The 22,886-nt window shown below is 51.0% G+C and carries 19 protein-coding genes; 10 read left to right on the top strand and 9 right to left on the bottom strand.

Annotated elements, in window-relative coordinates; all coding sequences use genetic code 11:
- Positions 1 to 40: 40 nt before the first annotated feature.
- Entirely contained in the window at positions 41 to 1,093 is a 1,053-nt protein-coding gene (locus Mal48_RS04270; protein ID WP_145196463.1) for an NADP-dependent oxidoreductase, read from the top strand.
- Between the two features lie 324 nt (positions 1,094 to 1,417).
- On the opposite strand, the gene Mal48_RS04265 is transcribed toward Mal48_RS04270, so the two are convergent.
- From Mal48_RS04265 to Mal48_RS23515, 4 genes are all read right to left on the bottom strand, one after another.
- Positions 1,418 to 2,743: an MFS transporter gene (locus Mal48_RS04265; protein WP_145196461.1), complete on the bottom strand. Its 1,326-nt coding sequence runs from the start codon at positions 2,741 to 2,743 to the stop codon at positions 1,418 to 1,420.
- A gap of 32 nt (positions 2,744 to 2,775) precedes the next feature.
- On the bottom strand, positions 2,776 to 4,317 hold the full coding sequence (locus Mal48_RS04260) for a glutamate synthase-related protein (RefSeq protein WP_145196459.1): 1,542 nt from the start codon (positions 4,315 to 4,317) through the stop codon (positions 2,776 to 2,778).
- A gap of 116 nt (positions 4,318 to 4,433) precedes the next feature.
- The gene (locus tag Mal48_RS04255; RefSeq protein WP_145196457.1) at positions 4,434 to 5,174 is read right to left on the bottom strand and encodes a DsbA family protein; all 741 of its coding nucleotides are present in this window, start codon (positions 5,172 to 5,174) and stop codon (positions 4,434 to 4,436) included.
- Between the two features lie 84 nt (positions 5,175 to 5,258).
- Positions 5,259 to 5,312: a hypothetical protein gene (locus tag Mal48_RS23515; protein WP_231740006.1), complete on the bottom strand. Its 54-nt coding sequence runs from the start codon at positions 5,310 to 5,312 to the stop codon at positions 5,259 to 5,261.
- Positions 5,313 to 5,665: 353 nt separating this feature from the next.
- Between Mal48_RS23515 and Mal48_RS04250 the strand changes: the two genes are divergently transcribed.
- From Mal48_RS04250 to Mal48_RS04210, 9 genes are all read left to right on the top strand, one after another.
- Positions 5,666 to 6,142, top strand: coding sequence for a cupin domain-containing protein (locus Mal48_RS04250; protein WP_231739912.1), 477 nt, complete (start codon positions 5,666 to 5,668; stop codon positions 6,140 to 6,142).
- 559 nt (positions 6,143 to 6,701) lie between these two features.
- Positions 6,702 to 7,667: an L-histidine N(alpha)-methyltransferase gene (gene egtD / locus Mal48_RS04245; protein WP_145196453.1), complete on the top strand. Its 966-nt coding sequence runs from the start codon at positions 6,702 to 6,704 to the stop codon at positions 7,665 to 7,667.
- Between the two features lie 41 nt (positions 7,668 to 7,708).
- Positions 7,709 to 8,983, top strand: coding sequence for an ergothioneine biosynthesis protein EgtB (gene egtB / locus Mal48_RS04240; RefSeq protein ID WP_197442044.1), 1,275 nt, complete (start codon positions 7,709 to 7,711; stop codon positions 8,981 to 8,983).
- A gap of 466 nt (positions 8,984 to 9,449) precedes the next feature.
- Entirely contained in the window at positions 9,450 to 11,129 is a 1,680-nt protein-coding gene (ilvD, locus tag Mal48_RS04235) for a dihydroxy-acid dehydratase (RefSeq protein ID WP_145196449.1), read from the top strand.
- A gap of 91 nt (positions 11,130 to 11,220) precedes the next feature.
- Complete coding sequence (locus Mal48_RS04230; RefSeq protein WP_145196447.1) at positions 11,221 to 12,099, top strand: NAD(P)H-hydrate dehydratase; 879 nt, start codon at positions 11,221 to 11,223, stop codon at positions 12,097 to 12,099.
- 267 nt (positions 12,100 to 12,366) lie between these two features.
- A complete protein-coding gene (locus Mal48_RS04225; protein ID WP_145196445.1) occupies positions 12,367 to 12,603 on the top strand; it encodes a hypothetical protein in 237 nt (78 codons plus the stop codon).
- A gap of 126 nt (positions 12,604 to 12,729) precedes the next feature.
- Positions 12,730 to 13,341 (top strand): TetR/AcrR family transcriptional regulator, encoded by a 612-nt coding sequence (locus Mal48_RS04220; protein ID WP_145196443.1) that lies wholly within the window; start codon positions 12,730 to 12,732, stop codon positions 13,339 to 13,341.
- The gene (locus Mal48_RS04215) at positions 13,338 to 14,783 is read left to right on the top strand and encodes an efflux RND transporter periplasmic adaptor subunit (protein WP_145196441.1); all 1,446 of its coding nucleotides are present in this window, start codon (positions 13,338 to 13,340) and stop codon (positions 14,781 to 14,783) included. The genes Mal48_RS04220 and Mal48_RS04215 overlap by 4 nt, the downstream gene beginning before the upstream one ends.
- Positions 14,780 to 17,992, top strand: coding sequence for an efflux RND transporter permease subunit (locus Mal48_RS04210; protein ID WP_145196439.1), 3,213 nt, complete (start codon positions 14,780 to 14,782; stop codon positions 17,990 to 17,992). Before Mal48_RS04215 ends, Mal48_RS04210 begins: the two co-directional genes overlap by 4 nt.
- Here the strand turns inward: Mal48_RS04210 and Mal48_RS04205 are convergent.
- The 5 genes from Mal48_RS04205 to Mal48_RS04185 form a co-directional block, all read right to left on the bottom strand.
- Positions 17,970 to 18,911, bottom strand: a complete 942-nt coding sequence (locus tag Mal48_RS04205; RefSeq protein ID WP_197442043.1) for an alkaline phosphatase family protein — start codon at positions 18,909 to 18,911, stop codon at positions 17,970 to 17,972. The two genes, Mal48_RS04210 and Mal48_RS04205, sit on opposite strands and share 23 nt — an antisense overlap.
- A 323-nt stretch (positions 18,912 to 19,234) precedes the next feature.
- Complete coding sequence (locus Mal48_RS04200; RefSeq protein WP_197442042.1) at positions 19,235 to 20,002, bottom strand: P-loop NTPase family protein; 768 nt, start codon at positions 20,000 to 20,002, stop codon at positions 19,235 to 19,237.
- On the bottom strand, positions 19,999 to 20,343 hold the full coding sequence (locus Mal48_RS04195; protein WP_145196435.1) for a hypothetical protein: 345 nt from the start codon (positions 20,341 to 20,343) through the stop codon (positions 19,999 to 20,001). The genes Mal48_RS04200 and Mal48_RS04195 overlap by 4 nt, the downstream gene beginning before the upstream one ends.
- Positions 20,336 to 21,289 carry a metallophosphoesterase gene (locus tag Mal48_RS04190; protein WP_145196433.1) on the bottom strand — a complete coding sequence of 318 codons (954 nt, stop codon included), beginning with the start codon at positions 21,287 to 21,289 and terminating at the stop codon, positions 20,336 to 20,338. Before Mal48_RS04190 ends, Mal48_RS04195 begins: the two co-directional genes overlap by 8 nt.
- Positions 21,286 to 22,839 (bottom strand): AAA family ATPase, encoded by a 1,554-nt coding sequence (locus Mal48_RS04185; RefSeq protein WP_261341974.1) that lies wholly within the window; start codon positions 22,837 to 22,839, stop codon positions 21,286 to 21,288. Before Mal48_RS04185 ends, Mal48_RS04190 begins: the two co-directional genes overlap by 4 nt.
- Positions 22,840 to 22,886: the final 47 nt, after the last annotated feature.

Raw genomic sequence — 22,886 nt, 5'->3', positions numbered from 1 at the left:
CCGTTTCTAGACACCCGCTCTATAAATCAAGGAAATCGTCGTGCCTCAATTATCTGAAACGAACCGACGGATCGTTCTAAACTCTCGGCCACATGGGGCTCCTGTGCCCGATAACTTTCGATTGGAAACTACGGCGTTGCCAGAGCCAGCCGACGGGCAGCTATTACTGAGAACGGTTTATTTGTCGCTTGATCCTTACATGCGTGGTCGCATGAGTGACGCACCTTCTTACGCTCCTCCAGTCGAAGTTGGCGAGGTGATGGTTGGTGGTGCGGTTTGTCGAGTTGAACAGTCGCTGCACCCCGACTTCGATCCAGGGGACTGGGTACTGGCCAACTCAGGCTGGCAGGACTATGCGGTATCCAATGGGCAAGAATTGATTCCGTTGGGAAAGCAACTCGAACATCCGTCTCGGTCATTGGGAGTCCTTGGGATGCCAGGTTTCACAGCCTACATGGGGCTACTTGATATTGGTCACCCCAAACCAGGTGAGACGGTGGTGGTTGCCGCTGCGACTGGCGCGGTCGGCTCCGTTGTTGGGCAAATCGCCAAACTCAAAGGTTGCCATGTTGTGGGAGTCGCAGGCGGCTCAAAGAAGTGCAAAGTGGGAGTCGATACGTTTGGCTTTGACGCATGCCTGGATCATCGCGCGACCGATTTTGATCAGCAGCTTGCCGGTGCGTGTCCCAATGGTATCGATGTGTACTTTGAAAGTGTTGGTGGAAAAGTGTTTGACGCAGTTCTTCCATTATTGAACGTGAAAGCTCGAATCCCAGTTTGCGGGTTGATCGCTCACTACAACGACACCGAACTCCCCGCAGGCCCAGACCGATTACCACTGCTAATGCAGACATTTCTGGTTCGCCGAATTAAGGCACAAGGCTTCATTATCTTTGATGACTACGGTTCTCGCTACGGAGAGTTCCTCGCTGACATGACGCCTTGGGTCGATGAAGGTCAAGTGAAGTACATCGAAGATCTTGTTGACGGACTCGAACAAGCTCCGGAAGCATTCATCGGTTTGCTCGAAGGTAAAAACTTTGGAAAGCTTGCTGTCCGCGTTGGTGAGGATTCGTTTCCAGTCTCTAAATAAGAGCAGCCGTTTCACCCCCAACTGTCTCTGAACGATGTCATGGCCTCGGTTCTCGTCGGCTGAGAAAGACGACGCGGAACCAGAACGTGTCGACGCTGTCCGGAACATCTGCCTCCTACGGTTCTCAGCTACCGGAGCTATGGACTGGCCAGACTGCAGAAGTGAGGTCCCTGCTGGGCAACCGGATTCATAGAGTACTCGGCGAATTCGCTGCAACGACTGACCATTGACTGGATGCATAAAGGACAGGCTGGAGCAAATTCTGATTCAGGATCAGTTCCAGTGAAACACGTTCTCCATGGGCACACGGTAGAGCGAACTGTTCTACGTGGCCTGAACGTCGTCTAATCCGGCTGCCGCGAAGATCGCCATGGCTGCCATCGAAGTGAAGATCAACAAGACAGCGCCAATGCCGAGCCACTGCGCGATGACGCCGAAGACACCACCGGCGAGTAAGATCAGCCCAACCACTGAATTGCTGAGCGCGGTATACGTTGCGCGGTTGTCGCGGTCTGCCATATCGACGACGTGTACTGATCGCCCGAGTCGCACGCCCTGATGCGCGATCATGAGAACGAACAACAGTACCGGCAGCAATGACGCCTCTTGCAACACGCTTGGCATCGCCAGAGCAATGAACGCAGCGAGCCCGTTCGCCACCACAGCGAGCGTCGCCGCGAGCATCAGCACAAGGCGGCTGGACCTGTCGGAAACCCGCCCCCAAATGTAGGCGCTGGATAGACTCGCTGCCGCCGACGCGATCATGAACGAGCCCAGCGTGCCGAGACCGCTGACTGCACGATCCCCGCTGAGTGCGATATAGAACGGCGGCGCCAATGCCGTCGACAATAATAATGTACGCGTAATGATGAGTCGGCGCAATTGTGCGTCGCGGCGCAGCAGGCTGAGTTGCGCGACAACCGCTGCCAGACCATCAATGCCACCTTCGGTCGCACCGGGTTCTTCGCGAAGCAAGCTGAAGACGAAAGCAGCCAGTAACCAACAAGCCCCGCCGAGCGCAACCATCCAGGCGACGACTGGCACCGTGAGCGGAATCCAGCCGAACGAATAGCTGACAGCCAGCAACAGCGTTGCCATTGCGGCGATGGTCCCCGTCGTACCGCTGACCGAGCCTCTCCGGCCCATATCCACAGTTTTGCCGAGCAAGTCCTTGTGGCTGATCGAGCAGAGGCTGCGACCAAGTGCGAAGACCGCGATCAGCAGGACAGCAATGATGCCCGAAACACCGCTGGAAAACATCTGCGCAAACCATCCCAACAGACCGAAGCTGATGATCGCGGCGCCCTGGACAACACAGCCTGACACATAAACGGTCTTGCGGATGGGGAGGCTCCGAATGCGTGCCGAGATCGCCAACTGCGGCAGCATCGCCAGCGATTCACGCACCGGCACCAGCAGGCCAAGTGCCCAGGTTGGTGTCCCGATGGCATCAAGCAACCAAGCGAGTACGAGTTTGGGATCGGCCAGTCCTTCTCCGATTTTCGTGAGGCTCAGCGAAACGATGTGCACGCCGTAGTTATGCGGCTGCACACTGCATGCTGATTCTGGCAGATCGCGGCACACCTGCGCCAGTTCGTCATCATCGACAAGCAGTGCGTGAAGGCGGGTGAAACCGTTCTTCTTTTCCATGATGTGATTCATTATTGGATGTTTTCCGACGATCAGCGGTTAGAGTCGAAGCCAGCATATTGAATCCCAGTCAAATCAGCGATTTCCTTTTTCCAGCTTGTAATGTCGTCTTTATTGAACTGGCTCAGCTGATTGTACCCACACCCTCGAGCGAGCACTTTCATCAGTTCGACTGACGAATCAAAGTAACGGTGAAGACGTTCTGCCCCTTCCTGAATTTTGAGGCGTGCCCTCAGTTCCGGTTTCTGCGTCGCCACTCCAGCAGGACAGTTATTGGTGTGACACATGCGGGCGCCGACGCAACCGATCGACTGCATCGCTGAGTTCGCCAAAGCGATGCCATCGGCCCCCAAACAGAGTGCCTTCACGAAATCTGGGGCAACGCGCAATCCACCGGTGACAATAAGAGTGACATGATTGGCTCCCTGACGATCCAGAAAGTGGCGGGCTCTGGCAAGAGCGGGTAGCGTGGGCACCGAGATGTGGTTCCGGAAAAGTAACGGAGCAGCTCCGGTTCCGCCTCCACGACCATCCAGAATGATGTAGTCGACACCGACATCAAGAGCAAAGCCGATATCCTTCTCAATGTGATTTGCCGACAATTTCATGCCGATGGGGATTCCACCGGTCATGGACCTTACGTTGTCGGCAAATGACCGAAAGTCGTCAACGGATATCAGATCTTCAAAACGTGAAGGAGAAACGGCCGGAGTTCCCTCTTCCAAGTTGCGAACCTTTGCGATCTTACCCACAACTTTGTTGCCAGGTAAATGCCCGCCGGTCCCGGTCTTGGCACCTTGGCCTCCCTTGAAGTGAAAGGCCTGAACCCTCGTTAACAGCGATTCTTCGAAGCCAAACTTGGCTGAAGCAAGTTCGTAGAAGTAGCGAGAGTTTTCTTGCTGCTCTTCAGGTAACATGCCTCCTTCGCCCGAGCAAATACCCGTGCCAGCCAATTCGGCTCCTCGGGCCATGGCTGTCTTGGCTTCCTCAGAAAGAGCGCCGAAACTCATGTCGGAAACAATTAGCGGGATTTTTAACTTCAGCGGTTTCCTGGCATTTGGGCCGATGACCAACTCGGTTTCCACATCGGCATCATCAGCTTGAGGCCGTTTGGCAAACTGCGCGGTCAGGATTTGGATATCGTCCCAATGCGGCAGTTGATCCCGCGGGACACCCATCGCATCAAGAGGCCCGTGATGACCAGTTTTGCTCAGACCGTATTTCGCCAGATTGTGAATTTCTACAACCTGCGGCTCTTCCGCGGTCGGCGAGGGTTCAGGCATGCCGTTGCTGGCATCATTGTCTTCGGACGTATCATCTGAACTTGCAGAGTCATCAAGTTTCGAATGCGTCCCATCGCAAAACGGGGCATTGTTTGTGTGTTTGCACTGACATAGATACGCCTCACCGTCTTCCTCAGCCACGAACGCCTTGGGGGTGAAAGAGGTACCTCGATGAGAACCATCACAAAAGGGCTGACTCGCGGACTCCCCACAGGTACACCAGTAGTACTCCTTGCCTTTTTCGAGTTCCACTTTGACTGGCTCTTTGGCGGCGATGGTCGGTTCTGGCATATCGGATCTCCTGAGTGGTTGATGCGATTTGTAAAAGTCAGGTTCGGGGCGTCTTGGTAAGTATATCGCAACTCCGTTTCGAGGTTGATGACGCTTAAGAAATTTCTTCAATCGACTCAAACGGTGATCGATTGCCGCAGTCGAGAGAGTATTTGCTCTGTGGTGGCGTAGCCTTCGGCAAGCGGTTGTATCTTGCCCTCGTGCTCCAACAGCAACGTTGGGAAAGAGCGAACTCGCCACTGCTGACAGCGAGCGAATTCCTCTTGAACTGCCTGCAGGGCTTCAGGTGAATCGAACAGGGTGCGGAACTCTTCGAAATCCAACGCCAGCGACTCGCAGATGCTCGCGTAGTAACCTGCCTCCTTGGGGTCTTCCCCCTCCACATAGAACTTATGCTGGACCGCCGAGAAGAATTTCAACGTAATCGAACCTGGAAGATGGTTCCGGGACTGGAGCAGCTTAACGGTCGCCACGGCGCGACAGGCGGGTTCGGTGTCGTAGTCAAAATGCGGCGCCTCCAGCAGGGTGAAACCGAAGGGCTGCCCGGTGACTTGGGCTATTCTGCGCCACTCGTTGCGTAGAAAGTCCTTAAACTCCGCGTTCCACTCGTCACCGCCGCCTGCTCGCAAGCCACCCATTGTTACCGAGAATTCAAGACCTTCCGCCTTACAGAAAGCCGCTATTTCACTAACAGTGGGCGAGATGCCCCAGCACCATGAGCACATCGGATCGCCGACATAATGTACGCTCCAACCTGGGGGCGTACGTTCAAGCGACGTACTCGAAGTATCGGGATCAAGGGTATTGTTCAGATCGGGAACAGGACAGGCACCTGTGACAGGATCGCATTTTCTCATGTTCGAAAACTCCTCCGGAGAGTTACTTGAGCACATATTCGTTCAACTGACGAGGTCTTACGAACTACTCTGATCACTGTGCTTCTACGTCAAATTGAACAACATCATTTCAGCATCGGAATTCGCCGTAATGGTCAATTCTGTTTCGTCGCTGATCGCTGCCCCGTCACTCGTTTTAAAGCCTCGTCATTCAAAGTGACCGAGCCACGTAGCACTTGCAACCATACGTAACAACCTGGACAATTTAGAACTGATTCTGAAACTTGAATTTGCTCTCTCAAATGTTGAGAAAAGTAGTTGTTCCAGAGGTTTGCGGACTGGTTCCAGTCTACCGTTTTCCCGCGAAGAACGCATATCTTTATGGAAAATACTGTTCGCCACGACGCAGAACACGAGGCAGAACCTGAACACCAATTCGAAAGATGCCCTTGTCCTGATTCAAGAACCTCAGCGACTTCCGATCCCTCTCTCAACCTAAAGGAGAAGTCATCGTGGAAAATGCATTGAAACGTTCCGGTGAAGGACCATCGGTTTGGGTCGTCGGCGACTTGTACACGATCAAGGCAAGTGGCGCGGAGACAGGAGGCGCCTTCACGCAGATCGAGGTTTCGGTCCCTCCCGGTTCGGGTCCGCCACCTCATGTACACCATCGTGAAGATGAAGCTTTCTACGTCATCGAAGGAGAGTTCGAAGTGCACGTCGATGACGAAGTGCTGACCGCAAATACCGGCGACTGGGTGACTCTCGCCAAAGAGTCGCTGCATTCCTTTAGAAACATTGGAGAGAGTGTTGGTCGAATGTTAATCCTGGCCACACCCGCCGGGCTTGACGATTTCTTCCTCGAAGCAGGTCGAACCGCCACGGACACATCACTTGATTCTGCGACCGTTACAGAAGAAGACAAACAGCGTCTGCTCGATATTTCACCAAAGTACGGCATTGACATCAAAGCTCCACGGGAATCGTAACAGCAGATTGACGCTACTGGATTTCATGCAGCCAAGTCGTACCGCGTCGAAGTGCCAATCTGCATTGCCAACAAAACTTCCTCCCGAAAGATGAGGGGAGGCGAACGCTTTCACATGAAGCACGAATTAAAATTAAAACCTTCCCTCCTGATCCGCATTTGCGATTGCTGACCCTCGACGCCGTGCCGGTGGTCTGAACAGTTTGGGTCTGTCGACATTTCAAACTGGCGAAAGGGAGTCGAGGAAGACACCTCGACTGTTCCTGAAACTTCTTCCCCTCTGAGGAATGCTTTTGCGGCCCCACAAGCCATCGACCATCACCACGGAGCCACCAGCAACTCTCATGAATCGAGTCAATTCCTCGCTGCTGGTCCTCGCTGTTGGAAACCACTGGAATTGTTAAAAAAGAGTGAAATCATCGAAGTCCGACGTAAGATCTTCTGATTTAGTATCGTCAAAATATTCTATTTTGCAGAAAATCGCGAATGAATGGGTTGTGATCCGTTTCAAACTCTGCACGATAAAAGTCTTCAATCAGAACATCTACGGAGGAGAGTGTGTGTCTTCGACTGCCATTTGCGACAACGTTTCAACAAGCTCATTTCTAACAGATGTGCTGCGAGGACTTTCTCAAACCGAGAAAACACTGCCTTCCAAATACTTCTATGACGAGGCTGGTTCACGGCTATTTGAAAACATTTGTGAGTTGGAGGAATACTACCTCACTCGCACAGAACTCTCTCTCATGCAACTCCATGCCCAAGAAATGAGCGACGCAATCGGTCCCGATCATGTCGTGTTGGAACTTGGCAGCGGGTCCAGTTTGAAAACGCAATTACTTCTGAAAGCCATGCAACGACCGGCGGCATATGTCCCGTTCGACATTTCACAATCGGCACTGAACGAAGCTGTCGCAAGACTTGAACAGGATTTTCCATCCTTGAACATCGCTCCCGTCTGCGGCGATTTCATGTCGGAAATTCAACTTCCCTCAAAACTGGCTGACCATCGCGGTGTGGTGACATACTTCCCCGGCTCAACGATTGGGAACCTAAACCATAAAAACGCTGTTGCCCTGCTGGAGAGAATTCGTCGAGTCAACGCGGAGTCGGATCTGTTGATTGGAATCGATCTCGAAAAAGATCGCCAAATCCTGCTCGATGCCTACAACGACTCGGAAGGAGTGACGGCAGCGTTCAACCTGAATCTCCTCAAGAGAATCAACAACGAACTCAACGCAGACTTTGACCTGAATCAGTTTCGACATCAGGCCGTCTACAATGAACAGGCTCATCGTATCGAGATGCAACTCGTCAGCCAGGTTCAACAACAGGTCACCATTGGGGAACAAGTGATTGAATTCGCGGCAAACGAAACAATTTGCACAGAACATTCCCACAAGTACACAATTGAACGTTTTGAAGAACTGGCTGCGGAAGCAGGCTTCAAAGTTGCAAACTCCTGGATCGATGAAAAAGACTGGTTTGCGGTGCTGCTGCTCACTCCAGCCGAAGCAACTTCCTGAATCGATATTTCCTCTTTCGCTGCACTCAAGATCGACTCCTGATGTCATTTCTACGCATGCAAGAAACCGCACACGACCAACTCATCGAGCACCTTCTCGATGTTCGAACGTTCTCAGAAACGATCACAAATTCGTTAGAGCGGGAAGACTTTGTCATCCAGTCGATGCCAGATGTCAGCCCTGCAAAATGGCACTTAGCACATACGACATGGTTCTTTGAGACTTTTGTTCTGGAACCATCCGTTCCTGATTATCAGCTTTTTCACCCGCAGTTTCGTTTTCTCTTCAACTCTTACTACAACGCGGTTGGGGACCGGCATCCGCGGGCTCATCGTGGCATGCTTTCTCGTCCGACAATTGACGAGGTCAGAAAATACCGAGCTTATGTCGATCACGCTTTGGCCAAACTGAATGTCGAGCAACTCTCTGACGAAGTTCGTTCAGTCATCGAAATCGGGATTCATCATGAACAGCAACATCAAGAGTTAATGCTTACAGACATCAAGCATGTCCTGAACATCAACCCGCTTCGCCCCGCGTATCGATCCGATCTGACCACCCCAGAACCCAGCGAGCCACAAGCACTTTCCTGGAGCCACTTTGATAGTGGGATTCATCAAGTCGGCCACGCTGGTGACAACTTTCATTTTGACAATGAAGCCCCACGGCATGAAGTTCTGTTAAGAGATTTTCAACTCGCGAACCGACTCACATCAAATCAAGAATACCTTGAATTCATTGAAGATCGCGGTTACCAGCGCCCGGAACTCTGGCTCTCTGAAGGTTGGGACGCGGTACAACAACTTGGCTGGACTTGCCCACTCTATTGGGAACGAGTCAATGACGAATGGCAGACGTTCACACTCGCGGGGATGAGAGATCTCCATCTTCAGGAACCGGTGACGCACGTCAGTTTCTTCGAAGCCGATGCTTTTGCCCGCTGGAAAGGCTGCCGACTTCCAACAGAATTTGAGTGGGAACATGTTGCTCAAATCTACCAACCTGGTCCGCAAAGCAATTTCGTCGAAGAAGACCTGTTGCATCCGAGAAGTGCCCCGACCCCTGATGACCAGAAGAGCCCCGCTCAGTTGTACGGAGATGCCTGGGAATGGACCGCAAGTCCATACATCGCTTATCCTGGATATCATCCGCCTGATGGAGCGATCGGAGAATACAACGGGAAATTCATGAGCAGCCAATGGGTGCTACGCGGCGGAAGTTGTGTCACGTCGAAATCACACATCCGGCCCACCTACCGCAATTTCTTCCATCCCGAGAAACGCTGGCAATTCACCGGGATTCGCCTCGCTGAGTAAATCTCTGTTTCGTTAGATTTTCTTCTCAAGAGTCCGAACATTTTCGCATTCGCTCGACTCATCTCTTAAAACTCGTCAAACTAGCGACTTCTCAGACTTGGTATGGCATATCGAAACAGCCGGTCCGCTCGCCCGATGGCGTCGTGACCAGATGTCGACGATGCGTCAAATCGAGCAGATAGAACCACCTAGAGCATCTTTTGAATTGGTGTTCAGGTTCTGCCTCGTGGCGAACAGAAAATTTTAGAATTCATACTGAAACTTGATATTGCTCTCTCAAACGTTGAGAAAAGCGGCTATCTCAAAGGGTTTCGGACTGGTTCTAGAGAAACATGTTCACCACGGGGACACGGTAGAGCAAACTGCTCTACCAAATTCGCCAGTCAGTTTAGTCAGTGTGTCAGGCGCGAGCATGATACACCTGAATCACCCGTGTCCTTAGTCCCCCGACCTTAGCTCATCATCAATGTCCGAACTGAACAAATACTCATCGAAAATTACTCAACCACGCTCCCAAGGTGCCTCTCAGGCGATGCTGTACGCCACTGGCCTCACCGAGGAGGACATGAACAAGGCTCAGGTCGGAATTGCCTCCTGCTGGTATGAAGGCAACTCCTGTAACATGCACCTGCTCGACCTGGCAGCCAAGGTGAAAGAAGGCGTCGAAGCCGCCGACATGGTCGGTATGCGATTCAACACGATTGGCGTGAGTGATGGAATCTCGATGGGAACCGACGGGATGAGTTACTCGCTTCAGTCGCGTGACCTGATCGCTGACTCCATCGAAACTGTCATGGGAGCACAATGGTACGATTCATTGATCGCACTCCCAGGTTGCGACAAAAACATGCCCGGCTGCGTGATGGCAATGGGACGACAAAACCGTCCGTCGATTATGGTTTACGGTGGTACGATTAAAGCGGGCTGCGGATTGAAAAACGAGAAGCTCGATATCGTCTCGGCGTTTCAATCTTATGGAGAATATCTGGCGGGTCGCATCACCGATGAGGAACGTCAGGAGATTGTGAAACGCTCCTGCCCCGGAGCCGGAGCCTGCGGCGGAATGTACACCGCCAACACCATGGCCTCTGCGATTGAAGCAATGGGAATGTCACTCCCTTATTCTTCTTCAATCCCAGCTGAAGATCCTGCGAAACTGCAAGAGTGCCTCGACGCCGGAAAAGCAATTCGCATTCTGATGGAAAAAGATATCAAGCCGCGTGACATCATCACGCGCGAGTCTCTCGAAAATGCCATGGTGCTCATCATGACTCTCGGCGGATCCACAAACGCCGTATTGCATTTGATCGCCATTGCTCGCAGTGCCGGTGTGGAACTCTCCATCGATGACTTCCAAGCTGTCTCAGACCGGATTCCTTACCTCGCCGACCTTAAGCCTTCCGGTAAATATGTCATGGAAGACTTACACAACATTGGCGGGACACCAGCCGTTCTGAAGTATCTGCTCGGGAAAGGTCTGATCAACGGAAACTGCATGACCGTCACCGGAAAGACGCTCGCAGAGAATCTCGAATCGGTCCCTGCTCTGGAAGAAGAACAGGACATCGTTCACGACGTCGAAGAGCCAATCAAGAAATCTGGTCACTTGCGCATCATGCGGGGAAACATGTGCCCCGACGGAGGAGTTGCGAAAATTACCGGGAAAGAAGGACTCACCTTCACCGGACCGGCGCTCTGCTATGACAGCGAAGAAGACATGCTCCACGGTCTTGAAAAAGACGAGATCAAAGGTGGCGAAGTCATCATCATTCGCTACGAAGGTCCTAAAGGGGGACCTGGAATGCCTGAAATGCTCACGCCGACGTCAGCCATCATGGGAGCTGGCCTTGGTGACAAAGTCGCACTCCTGACCGATGGTCGTTTCTCTGGTGGTTCACACGGTTTTATCGTGGGACACGTCACGCCAGAGGCTCAGGAAGGTGGCCCGATTGCACTCGTGCAAAACGGTGACGAAATCACACTCGATGCGGAAGCAAACGAAATCAATATCGGAGTTTCCGATGACGAACTCGCAAAACGTAAGGCTAACTGGACTCCTCCCGCATACAAATTCACTCGTGGGACACTTTATAAATACATCAAAAATGTGAAGAGCGCCAGCGAAGGTTGCGTGACGGACGAGTAATCGAATTCGTTGACCTCTTTCACTATTTGAAGTTGCCCCGTCAAAGCGAACATGAGACTATCATGTTCGCTTTTTCTTTTGGAACGAAGCCATGTCACAGCCACTCCCTTCTCTGCCTACACGTCCCAGCGACGGACACAAAGGAACCTTCGGTCGCGTGTTGATCATCGGTGGATCAACCGGAATGAGTGGGGCGATTTCCCTTTCCGGGGTCAGTGCATTAAGGAGCGGAGCCGGGCTCGTTTCACTCGCTCTGCCCGAACCAATCTTACCGATCGTCGCCAGCTACGAGCCTTCTTACCTCTGCATTCCCGTCCCGCCTGACTTGAACGGTCGCGTCTCACTCGAGGCACAAGTTGTCCTTGATGAGTCAATTCCAAAGATGGATGCTGCTGCAATTGGTCCCGGACTTGGACGATCTGAAAATTTAAATCGAATCGTCGCACATCTCTATCAGAACGCAAAACTTCCGATGGTTTTTGATGCAGATGCACTGAACGCGCTTGCGGATCAAAAAGAAATCCTCAGCCAACACACCGGCCCACGAATCCTCACCCCGCATCCCGGAGAGTTTGCTCGCTTGATTGGTTCAGAAATTTCACACATTCAGAAGCACCGGGAAAGTCTCGCCGTCGAGTTCGCAGCCAGACACGAAGTCATCCTTGTCCTCAAAGGAGCCGGAACCATCGTCACCGATGGAAAGAGAACTCGAGTGAATGAAACCGGAAATGCAGGGATGGGAACGGGGGGAACTGGAGATATTTTGACTGGCATCATCGCCAGTCTTTTAGGCCAAAAAATGCTGCCGCTCGAAGCAGCACAGCTCGGAGCTTATCTTCACGGACTTGCAGGAGACCTGGCTGCTGAGGAGTTCACGCAACGAGGAATGATCGCCAGTGACTTATTGAAAACCATTCCAGACGCATGGCGAATCATGCAAGCGGAGGATACGGCAAATCTGACACGATAAGCAGATCACAACCTGCCGGAATAAAACCTGACAGAACTTGGCCCCGCTGTCGCTCCTTGGGGTTCGCATTCTCCCGATTGCAACCTTTGCGCATTTAACCCAAACCTTCTATTCGGAAATTCTTTCCTCAGGTGACAACTCACTCATATTTGGGCAGCGACACGCCGAACTATTCTACGTATCCTCTCCAGACTCACTCTCTCGAAATCATCGTTGCGTTAGAAATCGCAAGATTTGGAGAGTTTATCAAATAGAAAGATCGCCCCAATGTCCAGCCTTGCCACGACATCGGATGGAGCCACACCTTCAGATCAACGGACTGATCAACAACCTCCAGGTCCCTACCAGATCGACGAAAAACAGTTTGAGAATTGGGAGTTACGCTGGAACACTAAACAAGATGTAATTGACCACTTTCTCCAAGAACTTGAAACAGCAATGGTGCAAGGTCAAGTACATAAAGTCCCTACATTGCGTCTCGTGAGTGACGAAGATGACGACTGATCTGCAGTGATGGAGTCCGTATCTGACGCGACGTTTCGGCCTGAAAAGAATTTGTATTGACAGCTTTGGGAACCGCTGCGACAATTAGTTGGTCTATAACAACTAACTCATTTCCCCGAGTCTCCTCTGGTTCGTCCGAGAACAATCTCTGATCAGCAAATTCTGGAAGTCGCTTCAAAGTGCTTTCTAGAGCGAGGCCCGTCTGTCTCGACAGATGTGATTGCCCACAAACTCGGAGTGACTCCGCAGGCACTGCTCAAGCGATTTCGCAACAAAAAAGAGCTGCTCATTGCTGCCATGAAACCGTGCCGCTCTGCTCCATGGTTGGACATGGTTCAGGAAGGACCAGACGACCGCCCTGTTAATGAGCAATTGACAGAAATCCTGCAGGAACTGGCCAGCTTCTTCTCGGAAGTCGTTAGAAGAATGGAAATTCTCCAGTGGAGTGGAGTCTCGATGAAGGAACTCATGGCGAGTTTCGAAGAGCCACCTCCAGTCCGGGACATTCGGGCAATCGCTGGGTGGCTGCACCGTCTGCATGACAAGAAAATGATTCGCAAGATCGACTTCGATGCGACAGCGATGTTCATCCTGACAGCGATGCACGGCCCGGCAATGCTCACGCAATTTCTTGGCAAACCTCCGACTGGACACACGTTCAACGAATACATTTCTCAGTATGTCAACATATTACTTCATGGCCTTCTTGATTCCAGCAATTCCGAGATCGAGCAATGACGACGAACTCTCCTCGACGTTCATTTTATCCTGCAAAATACTTCCCGATGGTTTTACGCACCCTCGTTTCCTTAGGCATTCTCACCGCAGGTGGAGTCTCCTATTTTGTTTTCGGACAAAAACCGGAAATTCCAACTGATGATGGCTCTGGAAAACCGACTGGGACACTGGTGCAATCAGTCACTATTCAGGAATACAACAAGCCGATCATGGTGAAGGTCGATGGTGAAGCGACCACATATCGAATGATCTCTGTCGGAGCTGAAGTTTCTGGAAGAATTGAAAAGAAAGCCGAACGTACTCGGAGTGGACACTTCGTACAGAAAGGTGACCTGCTTTTCAAAATCGATGATGCCGAATACAGAATCGAAAGAGAACGCCAGCAAGCATTGCTCGCACAAATCGACGAAGAACTCCGCGCCTTCACTGTCGAACTCGACAACTTGTCGTCACTCATCGAACTTTCAGCCGAAGACCTCAACCTTCAGCGAGGCCACTTAGATCGAGTCCGCCGACTCTTTGACCGAAAAGCAACCAGCGAAACCGACTACGATAACGCACGTCAACAAGAATTGGCCGCCCGCAACGCTCTGCAAAAACTTAAAAACGACCTCAGTTCTAAAGAACGAGAACGTGCGACCACCCAGGCTCGAAGAAAAGTTGAAGCCGCAACCTTGAAAAGAGTCGAACTCGATCTGGCTCACTGCGTGGTCACAGCCCCGATTTCAGGACGTGTTGTCGAAGACGAGTTTGAAGAAGGGAACTTTGTGACCACCGGACAAACTTTGGTTCGCATCAGTGATGCCAGCCACATGGAAGTTCGATGCCAGTTTCAACCGAGTGAGATTGCCTGGGTCTGGCAACAGCAAGTCGAAGACGCTCTCTCCTTTCCCCGTTCGACACCACGACTCGATCCCATTGAACTCCGTCCTGTACCATGCCAGGTCGTTTACGAATTCTCCGGAATTGAAACAACTTGGCAAGGAACACTTTCCCGCTTCGATGGAATGGGACTCAGTCGTGAAACTCGTACATTTCCCGCACGAGTCATTGTTGAGAACCCGGAAGAAACAACCTCTATGAGAGTTGGTGACGGTCCCATTTCAATCGTTCCGCCAACATTACTCAGCGGAATGTTTGTCTCTGTTCAAATCCCCGTTGAGCTGAATGAACCACTGTTGAGCGTGCCCGTCGAGGCCGTTCGCCCAGGCGGAAAGCTTTGGATCAACGATCACGGCAAACTACAAATTCAAGACGTCTCTGTCGCAAAAATTGTCAACGATCAAGCACTTGTGAGATCATCATCCAGTGTCAACGCCGGACAAAATGTGGTGATCTCACCATTGCCTGCGGTCACCAATGGAATGATCTTGCGAGAAGAACCTGACGACCCACCGGTTGTGGCTGACTCGACAAACAGAACGGAAAAGGTTCAGCCATGAAGTCTATCGTCAAATGGGCGATTGAACATACCCCGGCGATGAACACAGTGATGTGTACCATCCTGCTGATCGGGACTTTCGCCGCATATTCGCTGCGACGCGAAGAGTTCCCGCAGTTCGATCTGGAAATCATTCTGGTATCAGTCCCTTACCCAGGTGCCAGCCCGGAAGAAGTCGAAACTGGAATTTGTCAGAAGATTGAAGAAGCGGTACGCTCGGTCGATGGGTTGAAAAAAGTGACCTCGGTCGCCACGGAGGGGGCGGGAAACGTCATCATCGAGGTAAAGACAGATGTCCCGAGTGTGCAGAAAGTCCTGAACGAAATTCAGTCGGAGATCGACCGCATCCCCAGTTTCCCGGATCTCTCCGAAGAGCCTGAAGTTCAGCAAATCACAATTCGAAATCCCGCAATCACTGTGGGTGTGGTGACGAACGGTTCCGAGGGCGCAGATGCGGAACTTCAACTGAGAAACGTAACCGAACAGATCCGGGACGACCTGCTACAAATCTCGCAAGTTTCAGTTGCAGACATTGTGGGTGAGCGAGACTACCAGATAGATGTTCAAATTTCCGAACATACTCTTCGTGAATATGGATTGAGCTTGTCCAAGGTGGCAGAAGAAATTCGCAATCGGAATCTGGAACTTCCCGGTGGAAATATTCGCGACGATAGCGAAACATACCTGCTGCGTGCTAAAGACAAACGCCTTTCAGGAAAAGAGATTGCAAAAATTCCGCTGGTCACCCGGAAAAATGGAGTGGTCCTGACGGTCGATGATCTTGGAACTGTACATGATGAGTTTGTGGACACAGTATCGGTCAGCCACATCAATGGGAAACCAGGTCTGGCAATCAGAGTGAAAGCTGCGAAGGGTGAAGACCTGCTCGCGCTCACGAAAGCGGTGAACGAGTACGTTGAAAAGAAAGAATTACCCTACGGATACGAAATGACCACATGGGGCGACGTTTCGATTGACGTGAGAGACCGACTCGAACTCTTAACGCGAAACGGCATGCAAGGTCTGGTGTTGGTGTTCGTCATCCTGGCACTGTTTCTGGAACTCCGCTTGGCATTTTGGGTTGCCATGGGAATTCCGATTTCCATCTTGGGCGCGTGCGTCGTTCTCCTGCAGTTTGACCAGACGCTCAACATGCTTTCGATGTTTGCATTTCTGATTGCTCTTGGCATTGTCGTTGATGATGCAATTGTCGTCGGAGAAAATATTTACGCCCACCGTCAAATGGGGAAGCCTTTTAAACAGGCAGCAATCGAAGGGACATTCGAAGTCGTCCCATCGGTGACGACTTCAGTGACGACCACCGTTTTTGCGTTCATGCCGATGTTCTTCGTCTCCGGGATTATGGGGAAGTTCTTCGCAGTCTTGCCGGTCGCAGTGATCGCCATGCTTGTCATTTCGTTATTCGAAAGTGTCTTAATCCTGCCGTGCCACTTGGCCCATGGATCAGAGAAGCCGTTCTTCTTGACGGCGAAAATCAACCGCATCACCAATCGGTTTCTCAACTTTTTCATCTACAAGCTTTACACCCCTATGGTTCGACTTTGTGTCAACAATCCGCTGATCACCGTCAGCATTGCGATCACAATAGTGATGCTCTCTGTGACGATCGTCAAAAATGGAACCGTCAAAAGTGATTTCTTTCCCAAGCTTGACGCCCCGGAAGTGATTGCTGAAGTGGCCTTTCCCGATGGCACTCCCAGCGAGGCGGCAATAATCGCAACTTTAAGGCTGGAAAAGGCTGCACAGGAAATCAACGAAAAATATTCAACGAAAGACCAACCTCTGGTTCTCGTAACCCACCGCATGGTCGGAACAGGTCCAGACAGTCAGAACCCCGGCGCGGTCGGTCCCACCATCGAAGGAAGCCACTCCGGTCATGTCCATGTCCAACTCGTTGATAGTGAAAACCGGTCGATCACCAGTGATGAATTTGCTCAGGAATGGAGAAAGCGAACCGGGGATATCGCTGGCGTCGAATCGTTAACATTTGGTTCACAGTCACGAGGTCCAGGAGGAAAGCCGATCGAATTCAAACTGCTTGCTTCAGCGGAAAACATGGAACAACTTGAAGCAGCTGTGGAACTCGCTAAGACGGAACTTGCCAAGTATCCCGGAACTCAGGACATCAGCGACGATTCTCAACCTGGAAAATGGGAGATTCAGCTGACCGAAAATGAATCCGGAATTCCATTAGGTGTCCCTCTCGATTTCATCGCCAGAACCGTTCGAGCCTCTTATTACGGTGAAGAAGTGATGCGACTTCAACGAGGTCGACATGAGGTGAAACTCATGGTCCGGTATCCAGAGGAAGACCGCCATTCACTCGCCAGTCTCGATGAAATTCGAGTTGACCCGGGTGATGGAACGAAGCGTCCCATCACAGAAATCGCAAATGTGAACGTGAGTCGCGGCTACTCCGAAATCAACCGCGTCGATCAAAAACGTTCCATCACCGTTTCATCCGATCTCGACACCACCGTTGGAAATGCAAAGAATATCGTCCAGCAATTACAAAAAGATTTCATTCCAGAATTGCTGAAAAAACATCCAGGATTGCAGATTCGCTGGGAGGGCCAGCAAGAGCAGGACACCGAATCTGTCGGAAGCTTAGCGGTCGGCTTAGCAATCGCCATGTTTGCAACTTTCGTATTGCTCACTATGGAATTCAACTCTTATGGGCAACCGGTCATCGTGATGTCGATCATCCCGTTTGGGATCATCGGGGCAATCTGGGGCCACTACCTGATGGACCTTCCCCTGACGCTCTTTAGTACGTTGGGACTTGTTGCCTTAACAGGTGTTGTCGTCAACGATTCGATCGTCCTCGTTGATTTCACCAATGCAAGAACCCGCGCTGGAAAGTCCATCCACGAGGCAGCGATCGAAGCGGGACAAAGACGCTTTCGTCCGGTCTTGCTAACGTCGCTTACGACGGTGGCAGGACTGTTGCCGATCCTGACTGAAAAATCATTTCAAGCACAACTACTCATTCCAATGGCAACGAGTCTCTGCTTTGGATTGATGTTCTCAACACTCCTCGTCCTGCTTTTGGTGCCAACTTTTTACACAATGTATGCATCCCTGTTTGGCGTAAAAACAACTGAAGAGATCAGAGGAGAAGCCCCAGTTGAGGAAGAAAATGACACCGACCAGTTCGAACTTGCATCTACTGATTCGGTGTTGAATTGAGCCCGACAGCTTTCCCGTCCAGCTTCCATTGTGGATCAATCTTGACCCCCAAATGGGCGAGGGCCGTTACCGGTAGGTCGACCAGGTAAGTCTGTTCTTCAATCTTACCGGACAACGAATTGGCTCCACTAACAATCAGGAAAGTGTTGCGAATCTCCGGCTTGTCATGGCCGTCGCCATGCCCTGTCCCGACACCACCATGATCAGTGGAGACAACCACTAACCAGTTCTCTTTCTCGTAATCTGCACGGGACTTCATCGCCTTCAAGACTGCTCCAACGTGACCATCTACTGTTTCGATGGCAGACATATATTGCTGAACGCTCGGATGAAAGCCATGTCGATGTCCCGTCTCGTCTACGGCTCCGAAATACACCATCACAACATGTGGTTGATCGTCTTCCAGAAACGCGACAGCATCCTTCGCGATCTCGACATCTTTCTGGGCGTACTCGTCAGCTCCTTGGGACGGGTAAACTTTCCGCACGTCGGCGTCGCGAACGATGAATCTGTCGATCGGCTCCCAATCGACAAAAGAACCAGTCCGCGCCTTGGGAAACTGCTCCTTCACACGCGAAAAGAAGTGTGGGAACTCATCGTAGTTCCGGCCTTCGAAACTATTATCGTGAACTCCATGTTTATCCGCCCAGACACCTGTCAGAAAACTTGACCAGCCAGGCCCGCTGATTGTGTTATTCTTTGAATATCGTTCCCCAAGAATTTCAGTATTCTCGGAAAACGCCCCTTCCTTGATCAGACTTTTAAGGTTCGGTGTTTCTGCTTGCAGCAAAGCGTCCCGTCGAATCCCATCGATTCCAATCACCAGAACACGATTACGCGGGGCCTCTTCCGCAATGACAACTGTGAATGAACAGAGCACTGTAAGGCTAAGTTGGATAGAGAGAAGAATCGTCTTCATGGTAACCCTGAGAAACAAAGATTTATCGAACAGGCGTTCTGTTTCATCCGCGAGAGATGAGATACTGAGCATGGCGATTAAGAAGAAAGATTGTCAACCATCAAGAGATCAAAGTTCAAGAGCATCCTTCGAATCGGTTTGCAGGATCTGCCTCGTGACGAACAGTATTTTTCTAGAGAAATGCGTTCTTCACGGGCACACCGTAGAGCAAACGGCTCTAACTCTAAAGCTGACTCTTCGACTCACACTCTCCAATTCTGACTGAGTAACTGTTCTTCGAAAAAGACTTGAAGTCCGCCTCAGAAGTCCGCCTCAACAGTGACTCAATCAAACAGCTTTCCGGGAGAGGGCTTCTTTCTGGCGACTGGAACAGGGTCCGCAACGGACTGAGAAGTTTGACCATCCGGGGTTCCTGCCTCAGTAACCACCTGCTCAGCCTGAATACTGCCTTCACTGTTCAGGCTGAGTCGATAAATACGGTCTGCAAATTTCTCGAAGAGAGAGCTTTCGTGGTGGCTGATCATCAACACCTGAAATCCAAGTGCCTGGCCGGCCTCCTGAACCATTTTCACTAACCCGGGAACAAGATCTGGACGTAACCAACAGTCCTGCTCGTCGAGAACTAAAAAACGTCGATGCTCTGTCTCATCGAGAGTCATGAGTGCGAACATCCGCAAACCAACGCTCAAGATATTCGCAACCGATCCCCCCTGCCCTCGTAAAATGTCTTCTTCGTACCCCTCACGTTCCATGTAGAATTCGACCGTTGCCGCCCCTCGTTTGAAATCGGGACGTGCGCGAAACTTGACCGGCTGATCCAGAATCTCCTGCAAAGCAATGGTCAATTTTTCTTGAACCATTCCTAGCAATTGTTGAAATAACTCTTCACTCAATTGTTCTAGAGCCAGCGAGACATCATCAGCGATGTCGAGAAAAGCATTCAACTCACGAAAGCTTTTATCCAATCGTTGTGACTGCAACACACGTTCTTCTCGACGGTCGATGAGCCGATTTGTACGTCTTCGGACAGATTCAGGAGCCTGGAGATGCTCAGATTCTGACTTCACGTTTGTCAAATCATCGGAACTCATTCTGAACCCTCAGCTTCCGTGCTGGAAGTGGCTGCATCCGCAAATTTCTCGTCAACTTGCGTCAAGTCTTTTTCGATCCGATCCAGACTTTCCTGGTACTCACGTCGCTTGCGCTCGTTCTCAGCCTTCATTTCTTCCAGTTGCTTTCGCAATTCTGCAACATCATCAGTGCCATATTTTTCACGGGCTTGAGATTTATGCGTCTCCAATTGTTTCTGAGAATTTAGCAGATTCGTTTCTGCCTGAATCTTCCTTGTGTTGAGATCGTTGTAGCGTTTCTGAAGTTCTTCGATGCCTTGCTCTTTGATTTCACTCTGTTCGTTTTCACGCTTCTTACTCATGAGTCACTTCCTCTGCCAGTTTCCAGATTTCGTCTGCAACGTTGGATTCAAATTGATCAAGATTCTGTTTCAAAAACTCTTTTAGTCCAGCCCCGGTGCTGGTCCGCCTGGATTGCAACTCTGAAAGTCCCGCGATAAAAGCCGACGACCCGGCTTCCGGAACTGTTTCAATGACCGCGTCATGAAACACATCTTCAAACGCAGAGTGCGGAATTTCGATGTGGTTCGCCTGCCAGTCATTATCTGTAACATCGATTCTTAAAACCGACGGAATATGTTCTCTGGTGGCATCGCTGCGCGAGCGGCGTGAGATATTCCCAGGAGTCAGCCAATGCGTCCCTCCTTTTTGAACAGTTTCTAATCGCCTGTGAATATGTCCATTGATGATGACGTCAATGCCCGGAATTTCACTGGGCTTCACCCGGCCTTCGTCATAGCCTGGGATTAAAATGTCATGGTGCGTTAGCCAGAAAACAATCGGGGTTTGCTTCTTGCTTGCCACAAAACTAAGCGGATCAAACTTCTTCGGAATCTCCTGACGATAAGATGATCCACTCACAATGACTGGATGCTCATTGACGACTCCAACCCAGGGATTGTCGGCACTAACCATTCGTAAACACCCTGCTTTGACGAGCAGGCTCAACGAATCATGTTCGGTCAGCTCCGGTTGATAATGGACATCATGATTTCCATAAATGGAGAGGATTTCCCCTTTTAAAATTTCAAAGAGTTTTCCAATCATCCAAGTCGGATTGTCGCGTGGCTTATCGAAGAGGTCTCCCAGAATGATGGGTAAGAGATCGTGCTCCCGAGCATAGGCCAGCGACCAATCCAGTTTATCGAGAATGACGTTCGGGTAGTCATCTTTTCGAAAACCGGGTTGCCGACCTTCAAGGTGCGGATCGCCAATCATCAGTAATCCGTGATAACTGGTTTTGCTCATAACGATCCCCTCTCCGCCTGCTCAAGAAGTCGATCAACGTTGAGCTTGCCACCGCAGACCGGACAATCTTGATCTGTCGCCGCTTGCTGAAGTCCTGCGGTCACAATTTCAAGTTCTCGCTGAAATTTTGAGACCTCTTCTTCCCAATAATGGACTTCTTTGAGATCCTCCTCCAGCTGCAAACTAACTTCCTCGATATGACCTGACTCATCCACAATTGATGGTGATTCGAAAGAACTCAGCAAACTCAGTTGAGCCTCATACCGCTCACTCGTCAATGACGCTGCTTCTAGCTCACCCACAGTTTTTGCAAGCAATTTGACATCTTCCAACTCCAACGGTTTCAGTTCCTTCAAAATGAAGGAATGCTCTTGATACTGACTCACACGAAGCTCATCTTTCGAGAGTTCTTCGACCAGCCCCTTTAGTGACTCCGTTTCACCAATTGTTGGCACACTCTGTAACTTCGACAGCGAACTGAGACAATCAGATTCGTAGGCGACCCGCTGGGACGATTCGACAATCTGATCCATCAGGCTTTGCAGCTCATCAGTCGATGGCAAAGCTGGCGGGGAAACGAGCCCATCGAGAATTCCCTGCACTTTTTGAGACGCCTGGAGTTCCAGACTTTGTTTTTCAATGTCAAGAATTCGCTTCTCAAGTGACAAGACATCGCTGAGCTCGGGTGGAGCAGCAAGCGGCTTTAGCGCCTTGAGCTGTTCCGAAGATCGAGTGACGTCAAACTCCAGATCAACAACCTTTTGAACCACTTTTCCAAGTGGTTCTGTTGGAGTAATCACGGGTGGTGATTGAAGGAGGCTGAGAGCTTTCACCTCTGCGTTGAAAGCTGCAAATTTGTGAAGCTGCTTTTCTAAGGTTGACTCCAGTTGCGTCAGTTCTGCGACTGTTTGTTCGAGTTCTCTCAGTGCCGAAAAGTCATCTTCAAGCTTTTCGACACGTCGTTCGATCTCAACCGCTGGATCGAGGGCAGCGAGTTCTGCGTTGAGGCGTTTTGATTCAAGATCAAGTCTTACCCGCTCTTTCTTGGCATCGCGGAGTTTCTCTTTGTGCCGCTGCTGCATCGCGACTAAACGAATTGCATCAGAGGATGACGCAAAGAATCTTGCAGCGGTCGCACCCGACTCATCCAGGAGAAAGATCGGTGACTTTTGCGAACCGAAGTGGACATCGAATTCGTCGGCCCCGCTCCCTTTCACTTTCGGAAGTTTTAAGACCTGATGGAGTTCATCAGGGGTTCCGCTTCTTGCAAGGCGGTCGAATTTTTGACCATCGATTGTGTAGCTCGGCGACTTCTTGCGTCGCCATTCCACCAAATGCCCGTCATCCGTTTCAACAGTGATGGAACAGTCTTTGGTTCCATGACGCATCACATAGGTTGAATTGTCGTTGTAACACAAGATTTGCAGTGCCGCGATGACCGCACTTTTCCCGACATTATTCGCCCCGATCAACACCGTCAGCCCCGCCGCCGGTTCAATGACGGTGTGCTCGTGGGACATGAAATTCTTCAGCTCAATCCGTTTGATCATGGCGAAATAAGGAAGATTGGTCACGTGAACGGGTGTCAACTAGAGAC

It is taken from the genome of Thalassoglobus polymorphus (assembly GCF_007744255.1).
GTDB lineage: Bacteria > Planctomycetota > Planctomycetia > Planctomycetales > Planctomycetaceae > Thalassoglobus > Thalassoglobus polymorphus.
This window is presented reverse-complemented; position numbering and strand designations above follow the sequence as displayed.